The organism is Tenericutes bacterium MZ-XQ (assembly GCA_002838205.1).
GTDB lineage: Bacteria > Bacillota_I > Bacilli_A > Acholeplasmatales > Acholeplasmataceae > Mariniplasma.
Genome location: CP017950.1, coordinates 1,086,165 through 1,107,485, shown reverse-complemented (window position 1 = coordinate 1,107,485; position 21,321 = coordinate 1,086,165). Strand labels below are relative to the sequence as shown.

The following is a 21,321-nucleotide window of genomic DNA, read 5'->3' as shown; positions in this document are numbered from 1 at the left end:
TATTTTATTATAGGTAACATAGATTAGGGAGAACAGTCTATGAACGATGTAAATATTGCATTATTTTTCTATTCATTTATATTGTTGATAACAATATATAATTATAGCCGACAAGTTAAATATTCATTAATGAGTGATCAATTGTTTAGATACTTAGCACAGGTCACGCTTTTACTCTTGGTGTTTGATTTTTTATCTAGATTTCAAGGATTCGGGTTACCAATATATCGTATATTTACAGAAGTTGGTAATATTGTTACACATGGTATTTCACACTTGATTCCATCCTTATGGTTTTTATATTTACATTTCAAGATATACTCCGATACTGAACGCACCAAAAAATTATATAAATACTTTATAGCAATATCTGCTATAAACATTATATTTTTAATTATTACACAGTTTACTGGTTGGTATTATGAAATAGATGCATATGTATACGAGAGGACCATTCTTCATGTATACACACATCGTCAACGGTTTGATTTTTATTTCTGCAGTATGCTTATTAATCTATAAACGTAAACGTATTGAGGCTTCACATATGGTTGCCTATCTGATATTTAGTTTAATTCCTGCAACTGGATTGTTTGCCCAAATATTATTAAGTGGTATTGCCTATATACCAAGTTCAGTGACTGTATCGATTGTTATACTCTTTGTCTTTGTTCAAAACAGTCGCGTACGTAATGATCATTTAACAGGCATATTTAATCGTAGACAATTAGATTTTTATTTAGAATATAAAATAGAACAAGCAAGACAAGGTAAAGCATTTACAGCAATTTTATTAGATTTAGATGATTTTAAAATTATTAATGATACACATGGACACTTAGTTGGTGATGAAGTTATTAAGTTAACTGCAAAACTATTAGATAGCTGTATTGGTAAAAACGAGTTTTTAGCACGTTATGGTGGTGATGAATTCTTAATTATTACAACCAAATATGAACCTGCAGATATTGAACAAATAGCTAGGGATATAAAAATTGGGTTAGATGAACTGAACAAAGTAGATGATCGTTTTAATGTTACAATGAGTTATGGCTATTTTACTTATATGCCTGATATGACAATAAGTAGTGATGAGTTTATTCATTTAGTAGATAAGAGATTATTATCCAATAAGAAAAATAAAAAGAAAAACAGAGGCAATATTTCGTGAACTTTGATAACACAGTTATAAATCAACTAGAAGTTAAAGGGTTTGTTGTATCAAAGGTACGAGGTGTTTCAATGTGGCCACTTTTAAATCAAAAAAATACAACGGTCTATATTGAAAAATCAAATGATTATAAAAAACATGACTGTGTACTCTTTATGCGTCAAAATAAGGATATGATATTGCATCGGATTTTAAAGGTGAAAGCAGACTACTTTCTTGTATGTGGAGATAATCAAGCTTATTTAGAAAAAGTTTATCCAGCACAAATTAAAGGTAAGCTACTTGAGTATTATAAACATGGTAAAACGAAACAATTAAAAGGTTTATTCTATCAGATATACTTAAGGTTTATGTTATTTACAAGACCGTTAAGGATATGCAGAGAGTTTCTTAAAAAAGTTGTAAAAAAAAGTGATAAGAAATAGGTAAAGATAGCCGGTGAATGGTGAAAATTCACCGGTTTTTTGTTGTGTAAAATTATGAAAACGTGTTCATTATAGTTTCATTTTGAATTTAAAAAAAAATAATGTAAAATGAAGGTGAACAAACAATTCAAGTAATATAAGGAGAAATTTAATATGGAAAAAGACAAGCTAATCTCTAACGAGGTGAATCTTTTAGTCGCGCATGCAAACCAAGCATTAGTAGATTATTTAGACTTTACACAAGAGAAAATTGATGAGATCGTTGCTAAAGTATCTGTGGCTGCAATTGATGCACACGGTATACTAGCAAAGATGGCAGTAGAAGAAACCGGACGAGGTGTTTTTGAAGATAAAGCAACAAAGAACTTGTTTGCAGTTGAGTATGTAATTAATCATATGAGGCATTTAAAAACAGTCGGTATCATCTCTGAGAATAAAGTAACAGGGATTACAGAAATTGCTGATCCTGTAGGGGTTATATGTGCGGTTACACCTGTAACAAACCCAACCTCAACCACTATTTTTAAGGCATTAATCGCACTTAAAACTAGAAACCCTATTGTTTTTGCATTCCATCCGAATGCACAAAACTGTAGTTTAGAGGCTGCACGTATTATAAGAGATGCGGCAATTAAAGCAGGTGCACCAAAGCATTGTATTGGTTGGGTAGAAAATCCTAGCTTAGAAAACACGAATCAATTAATGAACCATGATGGGGTTGCAACTATTTTAGCAACTGGTGGTAATGCAATGGTTAAGGTAGCTTATTCATGTGGTAAACCAGCTCTTGGTGTTGGGGCTGGAAATGTGCCTGCATATATTGAAAAAACAGCCGACTTAAAACAAGCAATTAATGATATTGTTATGTCTAAAGCTTTTGATAATGGTATGGTTTGTGCATCTGAACAAGCAGTCATTATGGATAAAGAAATTTATAATGATGCAGTTGCTGAATTTAAAAAACTACATACTTTTTTATGTAATCAAGAACAAAAACAAATGTTAGAAAAATTCATGTTTCCTGACGGTGTGAAATTAAATCCATATGTAGTAGGTAAATCTGCAAGTCACATTGCAGAACGCGCAGGATTTAGTGTACCGGCAAATACAAATATTTTATTAGTTGAATGTAAGAGTGTTGGTAAAGAAGAGCCATTAACTAGAGAAAAACTATCACCTGTCTTAGCACTACTTAAGGTAAAAGATTCAAATGAAGGTATTAATTTATCTAAAGCAATGGTTGAACTAGATGGTTTAGGACACTCTGCAGTCGTACATACTAATGTAGATTCAATTAAAAAGGCATTTGGATTAGCGTTAAAAGCAATTCGTATTATTGTGAACTCACCTGCAACATTTGGTGGTATAGGTAATGTATATAACCGCTTTATACCATCCCTAACTTTAGGTTGTGGTTCATATGGTAAAAATTCTGTATCAGATAATGTGAGTGCAATCCATTTACTAAACATTAAACGCATTGGTGAAAGGAAAAATAATATGCAATGGTTTAAAGTACCATCTAAAATCTATTTTGAAAGAGACTCTATTGAGTATTTAAGACAAATGCGTGATGTGAGTAAGGTTGTTATTGTAACGGACCGTGTGATGGTTGATTTAGGTTATGTTAAAAAAGTAACAGATCAATTAAGTTTAAGACGAAATCATGTGGTTTACCAACTATTTACGGATGTAGAAGCAGACCCATCTATTGAAACAGTTATCAAAGGTTATGAATTAATGAAGTCCTTCCAACCAGATACAATTGTAGCAATTGGTGGTGGTTCTCCGATGGATGCTGCTAAAGCTATGTGGGTATTCTATGAAAATCCTGAAGTAGACTTTAACGACTTAAAACAAAAATTTATGGATATTCGTAAACGTGCATTTAGATATCCAGATTCAGGGAGAAAATCTAAACTCGTATGTATTCCAACAACCTCTGGTACAGGTAGTGAGGTGACACCGTTTGCTGTAATCACAGATAATAAAGAAAGTAAGAAGTATCCACTGGCTGATTACTCCTTAACACCTACGGTTGCAATTGTTGATCCTGCACTAACACTTACACAACCTAAAGGTGTTACAGCAGACACAGGTATGGACGTATTAACGCATGCAGTTGAAGCTTATGTTTCTATACTAGCTAATGACTATACAGATGCACTTGCAATTCAATCAGTAAAAATGGTTTTTGAGTATTTAAAGCGTGCATTTGACAATGGTAATGACTTTGAAGCAAGAGAAAAAATGCATAATGCATCTACAATGGCAGGTATGGCATTTGGTAATGCATTCTTAGGTATTTCACACTCTATGGCACATAAGGTTGGCGGTAGATATCATATCCCTCATGGACGTATCAATGCAATCTTATTACCACACGTTATTTTATATAACGGTGTGGTACCTGCAAAACTATCTACTTGGCCAAAATATAAGTATTATGTAGCAGATCAAAAGTATATGGAATTAGCACGTGCTATTGGTTTAAACCCTAAAACTAAAGAAGAAGGGGTTGTAATGTTTGCTAAAGCTTGTTATGAACTAGGTAAATCTATCGGTATTCAAATGTCCTTTAAGGAACAAGGTACAGATGAAAAAGATTACTTACTAAATAGCGAAACGATGGCATATATGGCATATGAAGACCAATGTTCAACAGCAAATCCTAAACTACCTTTAGTTGCAGATATGAAGGTTATATTAGAAAACGCATATTACGGTAAAATATTTAAATAATAAATTAAAATACTAAAATTATCGACTAATTAATCATTTAGTCGATAATTTTTTTTACTGAGCTTTGGTGATGATTGTTGTTTATTCTAAATTGCTAATAATATATCTTCAATTCCCAGGTCTTTCATGTAATCTAGATAAGTGATTTTCTTATTTGTGTTTTTAATGATTTTGAACAAATCATCTATCATTTTATTTTTAACTTTGTTTTTGCTTCTCATATCTTTAACATTATGAGATGCCAAGTAATTTTGTCTATATACAAAGAAGTTTAAATAATGTTGCGTATTTTTTATGTTAAAACCATTATGTTTAAATATATGTCTTTTCAATATTGAGTGATACTGATCAACTAAATCCGTTGAATGCTCATTTGTTATATCTCTTTTTCCATCGATGTATTCAACATTGAACCCTTTCATAAATTGAAAACCTCTTTTATTACCATCATATATAAATTTATCTACATACCCTATGTTGTGGGTAAATAAATTTATGTAGTGCTCTGGCATAGCCATAGCCCTTGACACTACCTTAGCTACTGATTTACCAAATAGATTAATCATTGTTATTATACATAATTGATTATAGGATATACCTCGGATCTCTTTGTTAAGGTTTTTTAATATCTTATATTTTTTATTTCGTATTGGAATAAAGGTTTCATCTATTAATATAGTACCATTAAGTTTAATATCATTTTGGTGGTTCTCTAGTGATTTAAATACTATAAATTTCCAATAGTTAACAGTTTTAGTATTTATATTGAGGTTTCTTGCTATTACTTCAATAGTAGTATCATCGATCATTAATCCTAAAAACTTTTTAAAAATATAATCACTTGATTTTAAATGTTTTAGACTACTTGAATCTTTGATATAAGATTTATTACATGATTTACATAAAAACCTTTGTCTACATTTAGTATCTTTACCATGTTTAATAGAAGAATCTATTGTTCCACAAAGTGGACAAACTTTATTCAATTTTGACATATGCACGTTCCTTAGACTTCAAAAGCGAGTATTTCATCCCAAGGAACGTCGCCAAACAATTCAAGGATAAAATACTCGCTTTTATAGTTCCTTTTATTGTAATTGTTTGGCGTATATATTATAACACTATTTTTCAAATAAATATTTAGTATTTAAAATCCGATTTATGGTGACCCGAGTTTTATAGTTTAGTTTCACAAACCTAGCACTAAACAACATTAATACAACAAGTTTACTACAAATACAACAGCACCTAAATGGCTATAAATAGTGATTTAGGTGCTTTTAAGTATAAAACAAACTATAAAAAAGCAAATAGTCAAAATAATTGTAGTAAATCGTAGTAATTTATGATATGATGAATATAGGAGTTGATTCTTATGTTTATAAAAAAGGTAAAGATAAAAACAAATAATACACATTCTCTATATTTGGTTGAGAGTTACCGTGATCAAAACGGTAAACCAAAGCACCGAACAATAAAGAGTTACGGTATTTTAGAAGAGTTAGAAAAAGACAACCCAAACATTTTAGAAGAACTAAGATTAGAAGCGAAGAAACTGAGTTTAGAGAAAGAAGAACAACTTTTTCAAGAAATGACAATTGATTTCTCCAAAGAACAATCAAACTCGTTGCTGAACTACGGATATGTATTCTTAGAGAGAATTTACAACAAGATAGGGATATCGAAGTTTATGAAGGCATACCAAGAAACTACAAGAGTAAAATACGACTTAGATGACATATTGAAGTTACTTGTGTTTTCTAGATGTCTTAATCCAGGAAGTAAGAAGAAAACATATGAGAATAAAGGGAATTACTTCTTTGATTTAAGTGATTTCAAGATGGAAGACATCTATAAATCACTTGATTATTTAGCATTAATTAAAGATGATTTAACATATTGCATGCATCAAGGAATCAGTAAGGAATACGGACGTGATTGTACATTAGTATTCTATGATGTGACTAACTATTACTTTGAAAGTGAAGAGATGATAGGTTTAAGACAAAAAGGAGTATCCAAAGAAAATAAAAAAACAGGAATAGTACAAATGGGGTTATTTATAGATAGAGATGGAATCCCAATAACCTATGAGTTGTTTCCAGGATGTACAAATGATTTAAGTACAATGCAACCAATCTTAACGAAAATAAAAAAACAATACAACTTAGGTAAAATTACCATTGTCGGAGACAAAGGTAACAACAGTGGAAAAAACCTTAGTTATATTGATCAAAAGAAAGATAAGTATATTATTTCCCAAAAGATACGAATGCGTGGAAGCAAAATGGCAGATATCATATTAGATCCTGAAGGATATATAGAAAACCAAGCTGGTACGTTCAAATATAAAACAGTCAAAAGAATCCGTACTGTAGACACTGGTGAAGTAGATAAAGATAATAAAAAGATCAAACATGAATTAACAGAACATCTATTGTGTTTTTGGAGTTTAAAGGAAGAAAGATACCAACACGCTAAACGTGGCATTCTAGATGAAAAGATAGAAAAGTTTATTGATGACCCATCATTACTTAACGCATCAAACTCATTCGGTGTAAAGAAATACTTTAAAAAGACAGTATATGATAAAGATACTGGAGAAATAGTAAAAGCTAAGAATCATTATGAATTTAATGAAGAAAAGTACAAAAGAGATATCGCATTGGATGGATATTACGCAATCGTAACAAACGATTTAGAGTTAACACCATTCGATATCATTGATAAGTATAGAAATTTATCCGTAATTGAAGATTCATTTAGAGTCACTAAAAGCGACTTGGAAGGAAGACCAGTTTATGTATGGACAGACGAGCACATAAAAGGCCATTTCTTAACTTGTTTCATCTCATTAACACTTTATCGTTTATTACAGCTAGAAACTGGAAACAAGTATTCAGTAAATAAACTTAAAGACGCTTTAAATAGCGCACAAATACTTCAAATGTCAAATGGAATATTACATTTGAATAAAGTGAATCATGAAATCCTAGAATTATCATATAAATATGGAGTAGATTTCTCTAAGCAGTTCTACAAATCCGAAACTATTAAAAGAGAATTTACTACTTTACTACAAAACACTTAAATCAAAAAAGAGACTAACTTCCACTAATCAAGCGGAGATTGTCTCTTTTACTCTTTTCAAACTATAAAACTCGGGTTATAACACTATTTTTCAAATAAATATTTAGTATTTAAAATCCGATTTATGGTGATTGTTATCAAATTATCTGAGATATGAACAACAATCATCACCAAAGCTCAGTTTTTTTTTGGATTTTATCTAGATTATTATGAAATATCATGATTTTATGGTATGATATATAAGGTTAAATATAAAAAAAGTATATGAGAAAACATATAAAATGAAGGAGATTTTATATTATGAACAAAAAAGAATTTGAAACAACCTTAGGCGGTAGAGTGCTTAAAGTTGAAATTGGAGAAGTTGCTAAACAAGCCAACGGCGCAGCATTCATCCATTATGGAGACTCTACAGTATTAAGTGTTGTGACTGCAAAGACAGAACCATCACCGATGGATTTCTTCCCACTTATGGTTATTTATCAAGAAAAACTATACGCTGGTGGAAAAATTCCTGGAGGATTTTTAAGAAGAGAAGGTAGACCTTCTGAACATGAAACATTAACATCAAGACTCATTGATAGACCACTTAGACCAATGTTTCCTGAAGGATTTAAAAATGAAGTTCAAATCATTAACACAGTATTAAGTAGTGACCCAGAAGCTACAACTGAAATGGCTTCACTATTCGGTTCATCACTTGTACTTGGTATATCTAATATTCCATTTAATGGTCCAGTTGCAGGTGTAACTGTAGGTATGATTGATGGAGAATTCATCATTAATCCAACACCAGAACAACTTGAAAAGAGCCAAATTGAACTTATCGTAGCTGGAACAAAAGATGCCATTAACATGGTTGAAGCTGGAGCTAAACAAGTTGATGAAGATACAATGTTAGAAGCCATTTTATTTGGACATAATGCAATTAAAGCTTTAGTTGCTTTCCAAGAAAAAATTATTGCTGAATTAAAACCAGAAAAAATGGATTTTGAAATTTTCGAAATTGATCAACAAGTTGAAAAAGATGTACACGATTTTGCATATGATAGACTGATTAAAGCAGTATCAATTTTTGACAAGTTAGAAAGATATCATGCAATTGACAAAATCAAGGAAGAAACTGTTGAAAAATTCAGTGAAAAATCATTTTTTAATGAAATAGACGGCGTTAAAGTATTTGATGAAAAAGCACACAAAAACTATATTCAACAAGTTAAGACAGTTGTTGATAACATTGTAACTAAAGAGTTAAGAAGATTAATTACTGAAGATAAGGTAAGACCTGATGGACGTAAAGTTGATGAAATCAGACCATTATTTTCAAGAGTAGATGTTCTAAAACGTACACATGGTTCTGCATTATTTACAAGAGGGCAAACACAAGCTTTAGGTGTTGTAACTTTAGGTGCACTTGGTGAAAACCAAATCATCGATGGTCTAGGTTTGGAAGATTCAAAACGTTTTATGCTACATTACAACTTCCCACCATTTAGTGTTGGTGAAACAGGACGTTATGGTTTTGTTGGAAGACGTGAAGTTGGCCATGGTGCTTTAGGTGAAAGAGCATTATTACAAGTATTACCTGATGAAGAAAAATTCCCTTATACTATCCGTGTTGTATCAGAGATTTTAGAATCTAACGGTTCATCATCACAAGCAACAATTTGTGCTGGATCAATGGCTTTAATGGCTGCTGGTGTACCAATTGAAGCTCCAGTTGCTGGTATTGCAATGGGTCTGATTATGGATGGTAAAAACTATACGATTTTAAGTGATATCCAAGGTATGGAAGACCATGAAGGTGATATGGACTTTAAAGTTGCTGGTACAAGAAAAGGTATTACAGCTTTACAAATGGATATTAAAATTTTAGGTATCACTAAAGAAATCTTAAAAGAAGCTTTAGAACAAGCTAGACAATCAAGATTGTTCATCTTAGACCATATGGAACAAACAATCGCAGAAACTAGAGGAGAATTATCAGCATACGCTCCAAAAGTTAAGATGATTAGAATCAATCCTGATAAGATTAGAGATGTCATTGGTGCAGGTGGTAAGATCATCACTCAAATCATTGAAGATCATGATCAAGTGAAGATTGATATCGAACAAGATGGACGTGTCTTCTTGATGCATACAGAATCTAAATGGATTGAAGCTGCTGCAGCATATATTCAAAACTTAGTTCGTGAAGCAGAAGTTGGAAAAATCTATGAAGGTAAAGTTACACGTGTTGAGAAGTTTGGATGTTTCGTAGAACTTTGGCCAGGTGCTGAAGGACTCGTACACATCTCAAGACTTGCTAAAGAAAGAGTAGAAAAAACTGAAGATGTAGTTTCAGTTGGTGATCAAATTCTAGTTAAATGCATTGGTATCGATGATAAAGGTCGTATCGATTTATCTAGAAAAGACGCACTAAAGGCTGCTTGAGTAAGTCAAAACATTATGATAAAATAACAGTGTCAATGGAAGGTGACCGAGCCTATTTTATAGGTTAGGAAAGTCCATGCTAGCACATTCTGAAATGAATGTAGTGTTTGTGCCTAAGGAAACAATAACTTAGGGTACATCAATAGATGTAACGGCGTTTGATGGTCTAAAGCTTAGGCTATGACCTAGAACTTAATGTGCCACAGAGACGAGTCACTTAGAAATGAGTGAATGAAACGCGGTAAACCCCTCAAGCTAGCAACCCAAAATTTGGTAGGGGCACGTATACAAGCGAACTTAAAGCAAGTATGCGCTACTTAGTAGAGATAAATGGTCACACCCGTAAGGGAACAGAACATGGCTTATGCACATTGACAATCTAAAGGTCCTTAGGGACCTTTTCTTTTTACTTGAAATTATGTTAAAATAAACTAATCAAGGCGGTGAATTTATGAGCATAGGGGTAATCTTAGTTTTAATTTTTATCTTAATATTAGTCAATGGTTTTTTTGCGGCTAGTGAAATGGCTTTAGTTTCAGTCAATATGTCCAAAATGAAAAGTTTGGCTAATGAAGGTAACAAGAAAGCTAAATTAGTTTTAAAAGTAACTGAGGATTCTACAAAATACTTATCAACCATCCAAGTCGCAATCACACTTGCTGGATTTATGTCAAGTGCTCTTGCTGGTGCGAGATTATCATTGAATTTTGTAGCTTTTTTACAAAGCATTGGTATAAATGTAAGTCAAAATCTAGCTGTAGTCCTCATTACCCTCATGTTATCCTATGTGACACTTGTATTAGGAGAGTTAGTTCCTAAAAAACTCGCGTTATCTAATCCAAATAAGTTCTCTTTGTTCTCAATCTATGTTGTTTATATTGTCATGATAGTCACTAAACCATTTGTATGGTTGCTTTCAAAGTCGACTCAAGCTGTTTTGTTTATTTTTGGAAAAAAACTAGATGATCAAGATGATCAAGTTACTGAAGACGATATAAGACACCTTATTTTATTAGGTCAAGTTCAGGGATTATATAAAGATCAAGAACGTAAAATGATAGAAAATATCTTTAGATTTGATGATTTAAGAGCGCACATGATTAAAACTCCACGGACAAAAACATTTGGTCTTGATATCAATTTACCTAAAAAAACATTAATCAAAAAAATGATTGAATCTAAATATTCAAGAGTTATCATCTATGAAAAAGATTTTGACCATATTTTGGGCATCATTCATGTGAAAGATATATTAGGTGAATTAGTTAATAAACCTTTGGATGAAGTTGATTTAAAAACTGTTTTAAGAAAACCTTATTATGTACCTGAAGATATCAAAGTAAATATCTTATTTAAGCGCATGCAAAACACAACTGAGCAATTTGCCCTGTTGGTTGATGAACATGGTGGATTCGAGGGTATTGTGACTATTGAAGACATGTTAGAAGAAATTGTTGGTGATATTTATGATGAACACGATCAATTACCAGATCATATCAAAAGAATATCAGATAATAAGTATATTATTCATGGAGATATAACAATATTAGACTTAAATAAATACTTAAATTTGAACCTAGATGAAAAACATGAAACATTTCATACACTAAGTGGGTTATTCATTCATGTTTTAGGTTATTTACCAATAAAAAACGAACATCAGACTATTGCATATGAAAATTTGAAACTAAAAATACATAAAATGAAACATAAATTTATCAATCAAATCGAAGTAGAGGTTTTAACACCAACTGCCGAGGACGTCAAAAAATAGACATAAGGGCCTTATTATGGTAAAATGAGTGTAAGAAAACTAGGAGGAAATAAATTATGAAAGTAAATTTACGTACTAGACCACTGCGTGAAGTGAGAAAGGAAAGAATGATTCCTGGTGTTATGTATGGCAAATCAATTGAATCTACATCAATTGAGGTTGAAGAAAAGGCCTTTAAAGATGCCTTAGCTGAATATGGAAAATCTATGACATTTAGAGTAACTCTAGATGGAAAAAGACATAACGTTTATATTAAAAACATTCAATCTGACATTTTAAAACCAGATGATATCGTTCATTTTGAATTACACAGAATCGCTAAAGACGAAACTGTTTCTGCAAGTATTCCTGTGGTTATTCATGGAAAAGAGACGCTTGAAAAACGAAAATTATATGTACAATTAGGATTGCAAGAAATCAATTGTGAGTACAAATCAGGATCAGGTATACAACACTTTGAGTTTGATGTTAGTGACATGGAACAAGATGAAGCCATTCATGTTAAGGATATTGTGATTCCTGAGGGTGTTACCATTCATGAAGATCCAGAACAAATTGTCTTTATCGTTAAGGAAGCTCATCAAGTTCTAGAAGAAGAAACTGATGAAGAAGCTATTGAAACTGATGAAGAAGCAGTAGAAACTGAAGAAGTAGTTGAAGAAGAAAATTAAGTAAAAAAAATGGTAATGAGTCATCTCATTACCTTTTCTTTTATGTTAAAATAGATGTGGGTGATATTATGCGTGTTAAAGCTAATCAAATAGAAATAAATTATGAAATTTTTGGTAAAGGTCAACCACTCATCATGCTTCATGGCAATCAAGAAGATTTTCATATTTATGAAGAACTTATAGAAATACTTAAAGACAACTTTACAATTTATGCTATAGATAGTAGGAATCATGGATTAAGTGGCAAAAGTATCGATTTTTCATATGATGCAATGACACAAGATGTTTATCAGTTTATACGTCAATTAAAGATAAATAAACCTCATATTTTAGGATTTTCAGATGGTGGTATTATTGGTTTGAAGTTGTCAATTTTCGCGCCAAATTTAATAGATAAACTTATAATTTGTGGTGCAAATTATCATCCGAAAGGGTTAAATAAAAAGATTATAAAAGCACTTAAAAACGAATATAAAGAAGACAAGAGTCCATATATTAAGCTTATGTTAGAAGAACCAAAGATAAGAAAAAAAGACATTAAAAAGGTTACGTTAAAAACACTAATATTAGTTGGTGAAAAAGATGTAATAAAGACTAAACACACATTAAAATTACATCAAATGTTAAAGAAATCAAAACTTATTATTTTAGAAAATGAAACCCATGATAGTTTTGTAGTACATAGCACGAAGTTAGCACCTTATATCATGGAGTTTACAAAAAAATAGCGCCACGAAACTATTTGATTAAAACGGACAACTTAAAAAAAGGCTAGGACATAGTATAGTGTTCTAGCTTTTTTTGTTAGAATGAATATAAAGGAGTCGTTAGAATGAATGAAAGAAAAACAAGAAAGCATCCATCGTATACAATTGATGAGAAAAACAAGATTGTAGAACTGTATTTAAGCAAAGAGAAAACACAGCGTCAAATACTTAGAAGTTTTGATATTGTTCATAGTCAATTAGATTTATGGGTAAAACAGTATCGAAAGCATGGCACTTGTGTAGATCGTAGAGGAAAAGGTACGAAAAAAGATATACCAAACAAAGGTAGACCTAAGAAGCTTAACTTGGACATCATGAGTAAAGAAGAACTGTTAAAATATATCAAAAGTGGTGAAGACATAAAAAAAGCGGTAGCCTACCTAAGAACGCGCGAGAAAAATACCAAGTCATAGACCAATTAAAGGATCGTTATTCTATCATCTATCTCTGCATGAGGATGTCATGTTCAAGAAGCGGTTACTATGAATGGATTCGCTTAGGTAGGCCAAAATATAAAGCGTTCAATGAATTGCTTAACCATCAGATTGTTAGTCTCTACCATAAAGATAAAAGATGGGGCATAGAAACAATTCAAATGAAATTAAAGAAAATACACGGCGTCTTTACCACGAAGAGCACCGTGTATCGATACATGAAACTGAATGGTATTCAGTCTATTATCAGACGAAAGAGAAAAAGATATAGCAAGGTCAACCATCATCGCATTCCTAATCTCCTTCAAAGAGATTTTACCACAAAAATGTCAAATCAAAAGTGGAGTATAGATGTTTCTTATTTGCCCACAACACAAGGAACCATCTATTTGTGTGCGATAAAAGATCTCTATGATAAATATATTGTCAGTTACAAAGTTTCCGAAAGAAATGATTTGAAACTAGTCATGGATACTTTAAAACAAGCAACAAGAACCGTACCCAGAAATTATCGCAAAGGATTAATACTGCATTCTGATCAAGGTACCGCATTTGTTGGACAAACTTACCATAGGTGGTTGAAAAGACATTGGATAAAACATAGTGTATCAGCAAAAGGCAGCTGCGTAGATAATTGTCCAATAGAATCTTTCTTCAGTCAATTTAAAAGTGAATGTATGCATCTTCATCATCAAATCACAATAAAACAAATGAAAACACTTGTCGATTCTTACATCACATATTACAATGAAGATAGACAAAGTAAAATAATAAAAGAGTTGACACCTCTACAATTGAGAATGTCAACTCTTCCTAGCCTTTTTTAATTACTGTCCATATTTAGCAAACAGTTTCACTGCGCTATTTTATTTTTAGAATATAGATAAAGCTCTTAAGATGATGTATGTGATATATGAAACATAAATGAGTAACATGATGATACCATCAAGTCTGGAAAGCCTACTTTTCGTGTATCCTAAGAATGCAACAAATCCTGTGACGCCAATGAGAATAATCATATCAATTAACACATCACCATTCAGTCCAAGTGGGACAATTGATCCCGAAAGACCTACAATAAGTAAAGTATTAAAAACATTTGATCCAACCACATTACCTAAAGCAATATCAGCCTCACCTTTTTTAGCTGCCATTGCAGAAGTAACAAGCTCTGGTAGTGAAGTTCCTAGTGCAACAACACTTAAACCAACTAAAGTTGTAGCTTTTGTAATTGTCATACCGGATTGGGTGAGAAGCTCTATTGCGATATATTCAGCACCTTCAGTGACTAGAAATCCACCTATAGATACTCCAGCAATACCAACGAAGAGTAATATAACTGCTTTTTTGACATCAACCATAGGTATATGTTCTTCTGTGATATCTTTTTCTGAATGAATCATTAAATACATATAATAAGCAAAGACAGCTAATAATATCAGTGCTTCCCACCAAACGATTGCGTAATCACTTTGGAAGAAATAACCTAATAAAGCAATTAATAAACTAATACCAATTAAGAATGGAAATTCTCTTTTTCTCATAGATTTGTGAACTAGAACGGGCATAATCAGAGCACTAGATCCCAGTATAAGTGTTAGATTAGCCATGTTAGAACCAATAATATTACCCATTGCGATGTCTGCAGTTAAACCTTGTGATTTTGCTGATAAGGATGCTGCAAAACTCACTGCAAGTTCAGGTAGAGATGTACCAAATGCGACAAGTGTTAAACCAATAATGAGTGGCGAGATTTTAAATTTTCTTGCAATAGAGCTGGATGAGACAATGAAAAAGTCAGCACCTTTGATCAAGAAAACAAAACCTACAATTAAAAATACGATGTTTAATAAAATTTGCATAATATACCCCTTAATTTAATGTATGTTCTTGATGTAATTTTTTTAAAAAATAAAAACCATCAAGACAAAAAAGTCTTGAAGGTCTCGTTACAAGGCATGCTTGAAATTAGCCGGGCGATTTGCCGTATTGACGACTAATTTAGAGTTAACTACTCCCCTTCAAAAAGTATTTTAGCATAATTACATGAAACCTACAAGTAGATTCCTTAACAAAGAGCATGGAAAGGATATCATCATTGACTTTTTTACTAAAATATAGTAATATATTCTCATACCGATTTCATGGAGGAATCAGACAGAAAATGGAAGATTGCAGTAGTAGGATCGACGATCCCATATCAGAGAGTAACAAAGACATTAATCAGAATCCTTTTTTTGGTGTCTTTTTTTGTTGTATAAAGGGTGAAGCCTTATGTTAGTACCTATATTATCGATTATATTTATCATCGTTTTAACTGCTATATTTAGCGCAGCTGAAGTTGCTTTAGTCGTCGTAAGTGATAGTAAGGTTAATGAAGATGTTCTAAAGAATAATAAAAAAGCTATAAAAATTCAAAAGTTTACAGCTGAATCAAAGAGATATTTATTATCTATTCAAGTGATGATTACATTATTAACTTTAATCAATGGTGCCATTGCACTAGATGCTTTTTATAATGATGTAATGTCATTATTTAACGAATTAGATTGGTTAAAACCGATTGCGATGTTTTTAATTATCTTCATCTTATTGTTTGTACAACTTGTTTTTGGTAGATTAATTCCAAGAAGACTTGCAAATAAATATACAGATAGCATCGCTTATCAAACGATAGGATTTATAAGACTTATATACTATATATTATTACCTGTGACTTGGTTGTTACATTCAGCATCGATGATCTTTGGTAGATTTTTTGCGTTAAAGCCTGAAGAAGGTGAGCGAATTATGACTGAAGAAGAAATTAGAACAATTGTTGAATTTAGTTCTAGATCTGGTAATATCGATGAAGAAGAGTCAGAAATGATTCAAAATGTATTTGATTTTGGTGATACAGCTGTTGAAGAAATTATGACACATCGTACAGAAATCTCAGCAATCAACATTAAATCAACGAGAAAACAAGTCATTGAGTATGTTCAAAGCGAAAGATTTACACGTTTTCCTGTTTATGAAAATGATATTGATCATATTATAGGAACTCTTCATGTAAAAGATTTACTTAAATTTTTAGATAATGCCGAAGAAAAGTTTTCTTTAAAAAAATTATTAAGAGAACCTTATTTCGTTCCAGATAGTAAGAAAACTGATGAGTTATTTAGAGAAATGCAAGCACAAAAAAATCATATAGCTGTTGTATTAGATGAATACGGTGGAACTGCTGGAATTGTTACAATCGAAGACCTTATCGAGGAGATTGTAGGCAATATTCAAGACGAATATGATGAAGATGAAGACGAAATCAGAGAAATAGATGATATGACATATGAAATCGATGGATTAACAAACATCGATGATGTTGAAGATGTATTAAAAGCCTCATTACCAGTAGAGGATTATGACACAATCAGTGGGTTTATCTTGGGACAATTAGGAAGATTTCCTGAACATGATGAGAAAATTAACTTTGAATACAATCAGTTTACATTTGAAGTTTTAGAGACAAATGAAAATGTGATTACAAAAGTCAAAGTTACTAAACCACAGATTTTACTTGAAGAGGAAGAAGATTAATGACTGATCAAGATTTTATACAAATAGGTATACTTATATTTTTGATTTTATTATCCGCATTTTTCTCATCAACTGAAACTGCATTTTCTTCAGCTAATAAAATCAAATTAAAAAATTTAATTCAAAATGGCCATAATAGAGCAGCTAGAACGCTCCGTTATGCGGATAACTTCGATGAACTAATTACTACGATCTTAATTGGTAATAATATCGCAAATATCTTATCTGCATCGATTGCTACTATCTTTTTCATAAGACACTGGGGTGATATTGGTGTGACATTGTCTACAGCAGTCATGACAACGTTGGTCTTAATTTTTGGAGAAATTGCACCAAAGAGTTTGGCGAAGAAAATACCTGAAAAATACGCACTTGCTGTAACACCGATACTGATGGGTTTTATATTTGTTTTAAAACCATTCGCTATCATCTTTGGTGGTATACAAAAATTACTCAACAAGTTGATTACATTTGATGAAGAACCAGCAATTACTGAAGAGGAATTACTTACTTATGTGAGTGAAGCTGAACAAGAAGGTGGTATTAATCAAAATGAAAGAGAACTTATCAAGAGTGTCATTGATTTTGATGATTTAATTGTTGAAGAAATCTTAACACCTAGAGTTGATGTTATTGCAGTATGTGAAACAGATGACCCTGAAACGATTAGACTAGCGTTTAAGCATTCAGGTTATTCAAGATTACCAGTTTATGATACAGGCATTGATCACATTACTGGTGTCATTAACCATAAAGATTTTTATAATTTAGTCCTTATTGAAAAACAACCACTTCATACGATTATAAAGCCACCAGTATTTGTTACTGAGTACATGAAAGTTACTAATTTATTAGAATTACTGCAGGAAACAAAAGCACACATGGCCATTGTAAAAGATGAATTTGGTGGCACATTAGGTGTTGTCAGTATGGAAGATATTTTAGAGGAAATTGTTGGTGAAATTTGGGATGAACACGATGAAGTTGTTGAACAAATTGTTAAAATTGATGAACATCATTATCGTGTCAAAGGTAATGCTGAACTAGATATGTTATTTGAGATGATGGGAATTACTGATGATTTAGATTTTTCAACCGTTAATGGTTGGATACTTGATGAGATGGGTAAAATTCCTTTTATAGGCGATACATTTAATTATCGTAACTTATTAGTCACAATTACTGGAGCCGATACTAAGCGTGTCTTAGAAGCGAAAATTGAAGTACAAGACATAGAAAAAGAACTAACTGAAGAGGTGCAATAGCACCTCTTTTTTGTTGATATAAAGAAAAAAGGATACCAAATGGCATCCTTTAGATCTTGTTTAATTTAGATTATACTTCGTAGTTTGCAAAACCGAATAATAATTCAAATACTTGAGTATAACCACTGTCTCTTACTGAAGCTCCAGTGATGTTTGAAATATAACCATCTGTAGTTTCAATTGAGTCAGCACCGTTTTCAAATACATATGCAGCGATAGCGTCAGCTTGTTCAAACCATTCTTTACCGATGTCACTTGCATCTTTCATACCATAGTCAGCACCAAGTTCTTGTTTAGTTTGGTCTCTCCATGCAAATGTAGCACCATCAGGTCTACCTTGAAGAACGTCTAATACTAAGTCAGAAGCAACACCTTTTTCATCAACCATCATAGTTGCTATAACTAAGTCATCTGATGAACAATAAACAGCTTGGAATTTACCTTCTTTAGCTAAAGCTACAGCATCAGCAGCAAGTTTTGTATAACCACCATCTTTGATAGTAACACCAGTAACGTTTGTAATAACTGTGTCAGCATCAACTTCAATAGAATCAACACCATTTTCTAACATGTAAGCTTCGATAAGTGCAGCTTGCTCATACCATTCAGCAATCGCTCCACCTCTTTCAACCATACCATAGTCATCGCCTAATTCTTTCTTAGTCTTTTCATTCCAAGTGTATGACCATTTGTCATCTGCAGTGTCTTCTGTGTCAGCACCTTCAGTTTGAGTTGCTGAACCTTGTCTTGCATCGATATTAAATGCAACGATTTCACCGTCTTCGATTGTTACACTTACCATTGTAACCATAGGTGCATTTCTGTGAATGCCAACTTCATAAGCTAAGAATTCACCATCAACTTTGTATTCAGATGATTTACATCCAAAAAGCGTGAATGTAGCTACTGCTAATATTAGCAGTAAAAATACTTTTTTCATTATTCATTTCCTCCTAATGTATTGTTTATCTACATGTTTATTATAACAAAATTTACAAATAATATGCAATCTTTTCTAGAAATAAATTTCGTAAAAGCGTTTTACTAGTTCAATATTTAAAAAATCTAAATCATTTTACACTTTATCTCTTTTATTAAGCGATTAAAAATGATACAATAATTAAGCGGAAAGGTATGTGAATTATGGATAATAACAAACTAAATGAAAGACAAAAGAAAATCCGAAACTTTTCTATTATAGCGCATATTGACCACGGTAAGTCTACACTTGCCGATCGTATTTTGCAAAAAACAGATACAGTAACTGATCGTGAAATGAAAGAGCAACTCCTAGATTCTATGGATCTAGAAAGAGAACGTGGCATCACAATCAAGTTAAATGCTGTTGAGGTTTTGTATAAAGCAAAAGACGGCGAAGAGTATATCATGCATTTAATTGATACTCCTGGTCATGTTGATTTTACATACGAGGTTTCAAGATCTTTAGCGGCTTGTGAAGGCGCTGTTTTAGTCGTAGATGCGGCTCAAGGCATTGAAGCTCAAACACTTGCTAATGTTTATTTAGCAATCGATAATGACTTAGAAATTGTACCAGTTATTAATAAAATAGATTTACCAAGTGCAGAACCAAAAAAGGTGATAGCTGAAATTGAAGATATCATAGGTATTCCAGCACAAGATGCCGTTTTAGCGTCAGCTAAAGAAGGTGTTGGTATTGATGAAATATTAGAAAGAATTGTGAAGGATATTCCTGCGCCACAGGGTGATGCAAATGCACCTTTACAAGCTCTAGTATTTGATTCAGTATTTGATCCTTATAAAGGTGTTATTCCTTCTATAAGAATTGTTAATGGAACTATAAAAAAAGGTGATGTCATTCAATTTATGGCTTCGAATGCAAAATATGAAGTGATTGAAGTTGGTGTGCATACGCCTAAAATTATTAAACGCGACATCTTAGGGCCTGGTGATGTTGGATATTTAACCGCATCTATTAAAGATATTAATACTGTACGTGTTGGTGATACTGTCACACATGCGAATAGAAAGGCTTCAGTTCCACTTCCTGGATATCGTAAAATGAACTCTGTAGTCTTTTGTGGGTTATACCCGATTGACTCGGATAAATATAATGATTTAAAAGACGCACTAGAAAAATTAAAGTTAAACGATGCATCACTACTGTATGAACCAGAGACATCACAAGCTTTAGGATTTGGATTTAGAACAGGATTCTTAGGATTACTTCATATGGAGATTATTCAAGAAAGAATCAGTAGAGAATTTGGAATTGAACTGATTGCAACTGCACCATCAGTTATCTATAAAGTATATTTAACAGATGGATCAATGATTACGATTGACAATCCATCGATGTTACCAGCTCCACAAGTTGTTGACCATATCGAAGAGCCTTATGTGAAAGCTACTGTGATGAGTCCAAAGGATTATGTCGGTGCTGTTATGGATATTTGTCAAAAGAAACGCGGAATCTTTGGAGATATGAAATATGTAGATGCAAACCGTGTCACAATCACATATGAACTACCATTATCTGAGATCGTTTATGATTTCTTTGATAAGTTAAAATCATCAACAAAAGGATATGCTTCATTTGACTATGAAATGTCAGGATATAAAGTATCAAAGCTACAAAAAATGGATATCTTACTTAATGGCGAAGTTGTCGATGCATTATCAACAATTGTGCATAGAGACTTTGCATATCAAAGAGGTAAAAACATCTGTGAACGCATGGTCGACTTAATTCCTAGACAAATGTTTGAAATTCCTGTTCAAGCATCATTGGGAAATAAAATTATCGCAAGAACTACCATTAAAGCGATGAGAAAAGACGTACTTGCTAAATGTTATGGTGGAGATATCAGTAGAAAGAAGAAACTTTTACAGAAACAAAAAGAAGGTAAAAAGAAGATGAAATCTATCGGTAGAGTAGATGTTCCTCAAGAAGCTTTTATGGCCATTTTATCTAATAGTGATGAGTAAAATCTC

The 21,321-nt window shown here is 32.2% G+C and carries 17 protein-coding genes and 1 other RNA gene; 15 read left to right on the top strand and 3 right to left on the bottom strand.

The annotated features are described in order from the left end of the window. The first annotated feature begins 39 nt into the window (after positions 1–39). The 4 genes from BK011_05410 to BK011_05395 all read left to right on the top strand — a co-directional run bounded on the left by BK011_05410 (position 40) and on the right by BK011_05395 (position 4,338). Positions 40–522 carry a hypothetical protein gene (locus BK011_05410; GenBank protein ID AUD65143.1) on the top strand — a complete coding sequence of 161 codons (483 nt, stop codon included), beginning with the start codon at positions 40–42 and terminating at the stop codon, positions 520–522. A gap of 25 nt (positions 523–547) precedes the next feature. Further along, a complete protein-coding gene (locus tag BK011_05405) occupies positions 548–1,171 on the top strand; it encodes a hypothetical protein (protein AUD65142.1) in 624 nt (207 codons plus the stop codon). Continuing rightward, positions 1,168–1,596 (top strand): hypothetical protein, encoded by a 429-nt coding sequence (locus tag BK011_05400; protein AUD65141.1) that lies wholly within the window; start codon positions 1,168–1,170, stop codon positions 1,594–1,596. Before BK011_05405 ends, BK011_05400 begins: the two co-directional genes overlap by 4 nt. A gap of 153 nt (positions 1,597–1,749) precedes the next feature. Beyond that, on the top strand, positions 1,750–4,338 hold the full coding sequence (locus BK011_05395; protein AUD65140.1) for a bifunctional acetaldehyde-CoA/alcohol dehydrogenase: 2,589 nt from the start codon (positions 1,750–1,752) through the stop codon (positions 4,336–4,338). An 86-nt stretch (positions 4,339–4,424) separates the two neighbouring features. Here the strand turns inward: BK011_05395 and BK011_05390 are convergent, their stop codons facing one another. Next, entirely contained in the window at positions 4,425–5,333 is a 909-nt protein-coding gene (locus BK011_05390) for a hypothetical protein (protein ID AUD65139.1), read from the bottom strand. A 380-nt stretch (positions 5,334–5,713) separates the two neighbouring features. Between BK011_05390 and BK011_05385 the strand changes: the two genes are divergently transcribed. The 8 genes from BK011_05385 to BK011_05350 all read left to right on the top strand — a co-directional run bounded on the left by BK011_05385 (position 5,714) and on the right by BK011_05350 (position 14,334). Next, positions 5,714–7,429 carry a hypothetical protein gene (locus BK011_05385; protein ID AUD65138.1) on the top strand — a complete coding sequence of 572 codons (1,716 nt, stop codon included), beginning with the start codon at positions 5,714–5,716 and terminating at the stop codon, positions 7,427–7,429. 299 nt (positions 7,430–7,728) lie between these two features. Continuing rightward, positions 7,729–9,861: a polyribonucleotide nucleotidyltransferase gene (locus tag BK011_05380; GenBank protein ID AUD65137.1), complete on the top strand. Its 2,133-nt coding sequence runs from the start codon at positions 7,729–7,731 to the stop codon at positions 9,859–9,861. 34 nt (positions 9,862–9,895) lie between these two features. After that, an RNA gene (rnpB, locus tag BK011_05375) (RNase P RNA component class B) lies at positions 9,896–10,231 on the top strand. Positions 10,232–10,312: 81 nt separating this feature from the next. Continuing rightward, positions 10,313–11,635, top strand: a complete 1,323-nt coding sequence (locus tag BK011_05370; protein AUD65136.1) for a hypothetical protein — start codon at positions 10,313–10,315, stop codon at positions 11,633–11,635. Between the two features lie 56 nt (positions 11,636–11,691). Beyond that, positions 11,692–12,306, top strand: coding sequence for a hypothetical protein (locus BK011_05365; protein ID AUD65135.1), 615 nt, complete (start codon positions 11,692–11,694; stop codon positions 12,304–12,306). 68 nt (positions 12,307–12,374) lie between these two features. Beyond that, positions 12,375–13,034 (top strand): hypothetical protein, encoded by a 660-nt coding sequence (locus BK011_05360; protein AUD65134.1) that lies wholly within the window; start codon positions 12,375–12,377, stop codon positions 13,032–13,034. 104 nt (positions 13,035–13,138) lie between these two features. Then, complete coding sequence (locus tag BK011_05355; protein AUD65133.1) at positions 13,139–13,486, top strand: hypothetical protein; 348 nt, start codon at positions 13,139–13,141, stop codon at positions 13,484–13,486. Beyond that, positions 13,483–14,334 carry a hypothetical protein gene (locus BK011_05350; protein ID AUD65132.1) on the top strand — a complete coding sequence of 284 codons (852 nt, stop codon included), beginning with the start codon at positions 13,483–13,485 and terminating at the stop codon, positions 14,332–14,334. The genes BK011_05355 and BK011_05350 overlap by 4 nt, the downstream gene beginning before the upstream one ends. Positions 14,335–14,379: 45 nt before the next feature. On the opposite strand, the gene BK011_05345 is transcribed toward BK011_05350, so the two are convergent. Then, positions 14,380–15,369, bottom strand: a complete 990-nt coding sequence (locus BK011_05345) for a hypothetical protein (GenBank protein AUD65131.1) — start codon at positions 15,367–15,369, stop codon at positions 14,380–14,382. A 412-nt stretch (positions 15,370–15,781) separates the two neighbouring features. Here BK011_05345 and BK011_05340 point away from each other — a divergent pair, with 412 nt between their 5' ends. Together BK011_05340 and BK011_05335 are read left to right on the top strand one after the other, a co-directional pair. After that, positions 15,782–17,083 carry a hypothetical protein gene (locus BK011_05340; GenBank protein AUD65130.1) on the top strand — a complete coding sequence of 434 codons (1,302 nt, stop codon included), beginning with the start codon at positions 15,782–15,784 and terminating at the stop codon, positions 17,081–17,083. Next, positions 17,083–18,348, top strand: coding sequence for a transporter (locus BK011_05335; GenBank protein ID AUD65129.1), 1,266 nt, complete (start codon positions 17,083–17,085; stop codon positions 18,346–18,348). Before BK011_05340 ends, BK011_05335 begins: the two co-directional genes overlap by 1 nt. Positions 18,349–18,418: 70 nt before the next feature. Here BK011_05335 and BK011_05330 read toward each other — a convergent pair whose 3' ends face one another. Continuing rightward, positions 18,419–19,288 (bottom strand): hypothetical protein, encoded by an 870-nt coding sequence (locus BK011_05330; protein AUD65128.1) that lies wholly within the window; start codon positions 19,286–19,288, stop codon positions 18,419–18,421. Positions 19,289–19,491: 203 nt separating this feature from the next. Between BK011_05330 and BK011_05325 the strand changes: the two genes are divergently transcribed. Next, positions 19,492–21,315: an elongation factor 4 gene (locus tag BK011_05325; protein ID AUD65127.1), complete on the top strand. Its 1,824-nt coding sequence runs from the start codon at positions 19,492–19,494 to the stop codon at positions 21,313–21,315. Positions 21,316–21,321 lie beyond the last annotated feature (6 nt).

Bases quoted from the DNA above. Each gene is read 5' to 3' on its own strand.
- BK011_05405 (AUD65142.1), top strand. From the start codon at position 548: ATGGTTGCCTATCTGATATTTAGTTTAATTCCTGCAACTGGATTGTTT.
- BK011_05325 (AUD65127.1), top strand. From the start codon at position 19,492: ATGGATAATAACAAACTAAATGAAAGACAAAAGAAAATCCGAAACTTT.
- BK011_05330 (AUD65128.1), bottom strand. From the start codon at position 19,288: ATGAAAAAAGTATTTTTACTGCTAATATTAGCAGTAGCTACATTCACG.
- BK011_05360 (AUD65134.1), top strand. From the start codon at position 12,375: ATGCGTGTTAAAGCTAATCAAATAGAAATAAATTATGAAATTTTTGGT.
- BK011_05365 (AUD65135.1), top strand. From the start codon at position 11,692: ATGAAAGTAAATTTACGTACTAGACCACTGCGTGAAGTGAGAAAGGAA.
- BK011_05395 (AUD65140.1), top strand. From the start codon at position 1,750: ATGGAAAAAGACAAGCTAATCTCTAACGAGGTGAATCTTTTAGTCGCG.
- BK011_05380 (AUD65137.1), top strand. From the start codon at position 7,729: ATGAACAAAAAAGAATTTGAAACAACCTTAGGCGGTAGAGTGCTTAAA.
- BK011_05340 (AUD65130.1), top strand. From the start codon at position 15,782: ATGTTAGTACCTATATTATCGATTATATTTATCATCGTTTTAACTGCT.
- BK011_05335 (AUD65129.1), top strand. From the start codon at position 17,083: ATGACTGATCAAGATTTTATACAAATAGGTATACTTATATTTTTGATT.
- BK011_05390 (AUD65139.1), bottom strand. From the start codon at position 5,333: ATGTCAAAATTGAATAAAGTTTGTCCACTTTGTGGAACAATAGATTCT.
- BK011_05345 (AUD65131.1), bottom strand. From the start codon at position 15,369: ATGCAAATTTTATTAAACATCGTATTTTTAATTGTAGGTTTTGTTTTC.
- BK011_05355 (AUD65133.1), top strand. From the start codon at position 13,139: ATGAATGAAAGAAAAACAAGAAAGCATCCATCGTATACAATTGATGAG.
- BK011_05385 (AUD65138.1), top strand. From the start codon at position 5,714: ATGTTTATAAAAAAGGTAAAGATAAAAACAAATAATACACATTCTCTA.
- BK011_05410 (AUD65143.1), top strand. From the start codon at position 40: ATGAACGATGTAAATATTGCATTATTTTTCTATTCATTTATATTGTTG.
- BK011_05370 (AUD65136.1), top strand. From the start codon at position 10,313: ATGAGCATAGGGGTAATCTTAGTTTTAATTTTTATCTTAATATTAGTC.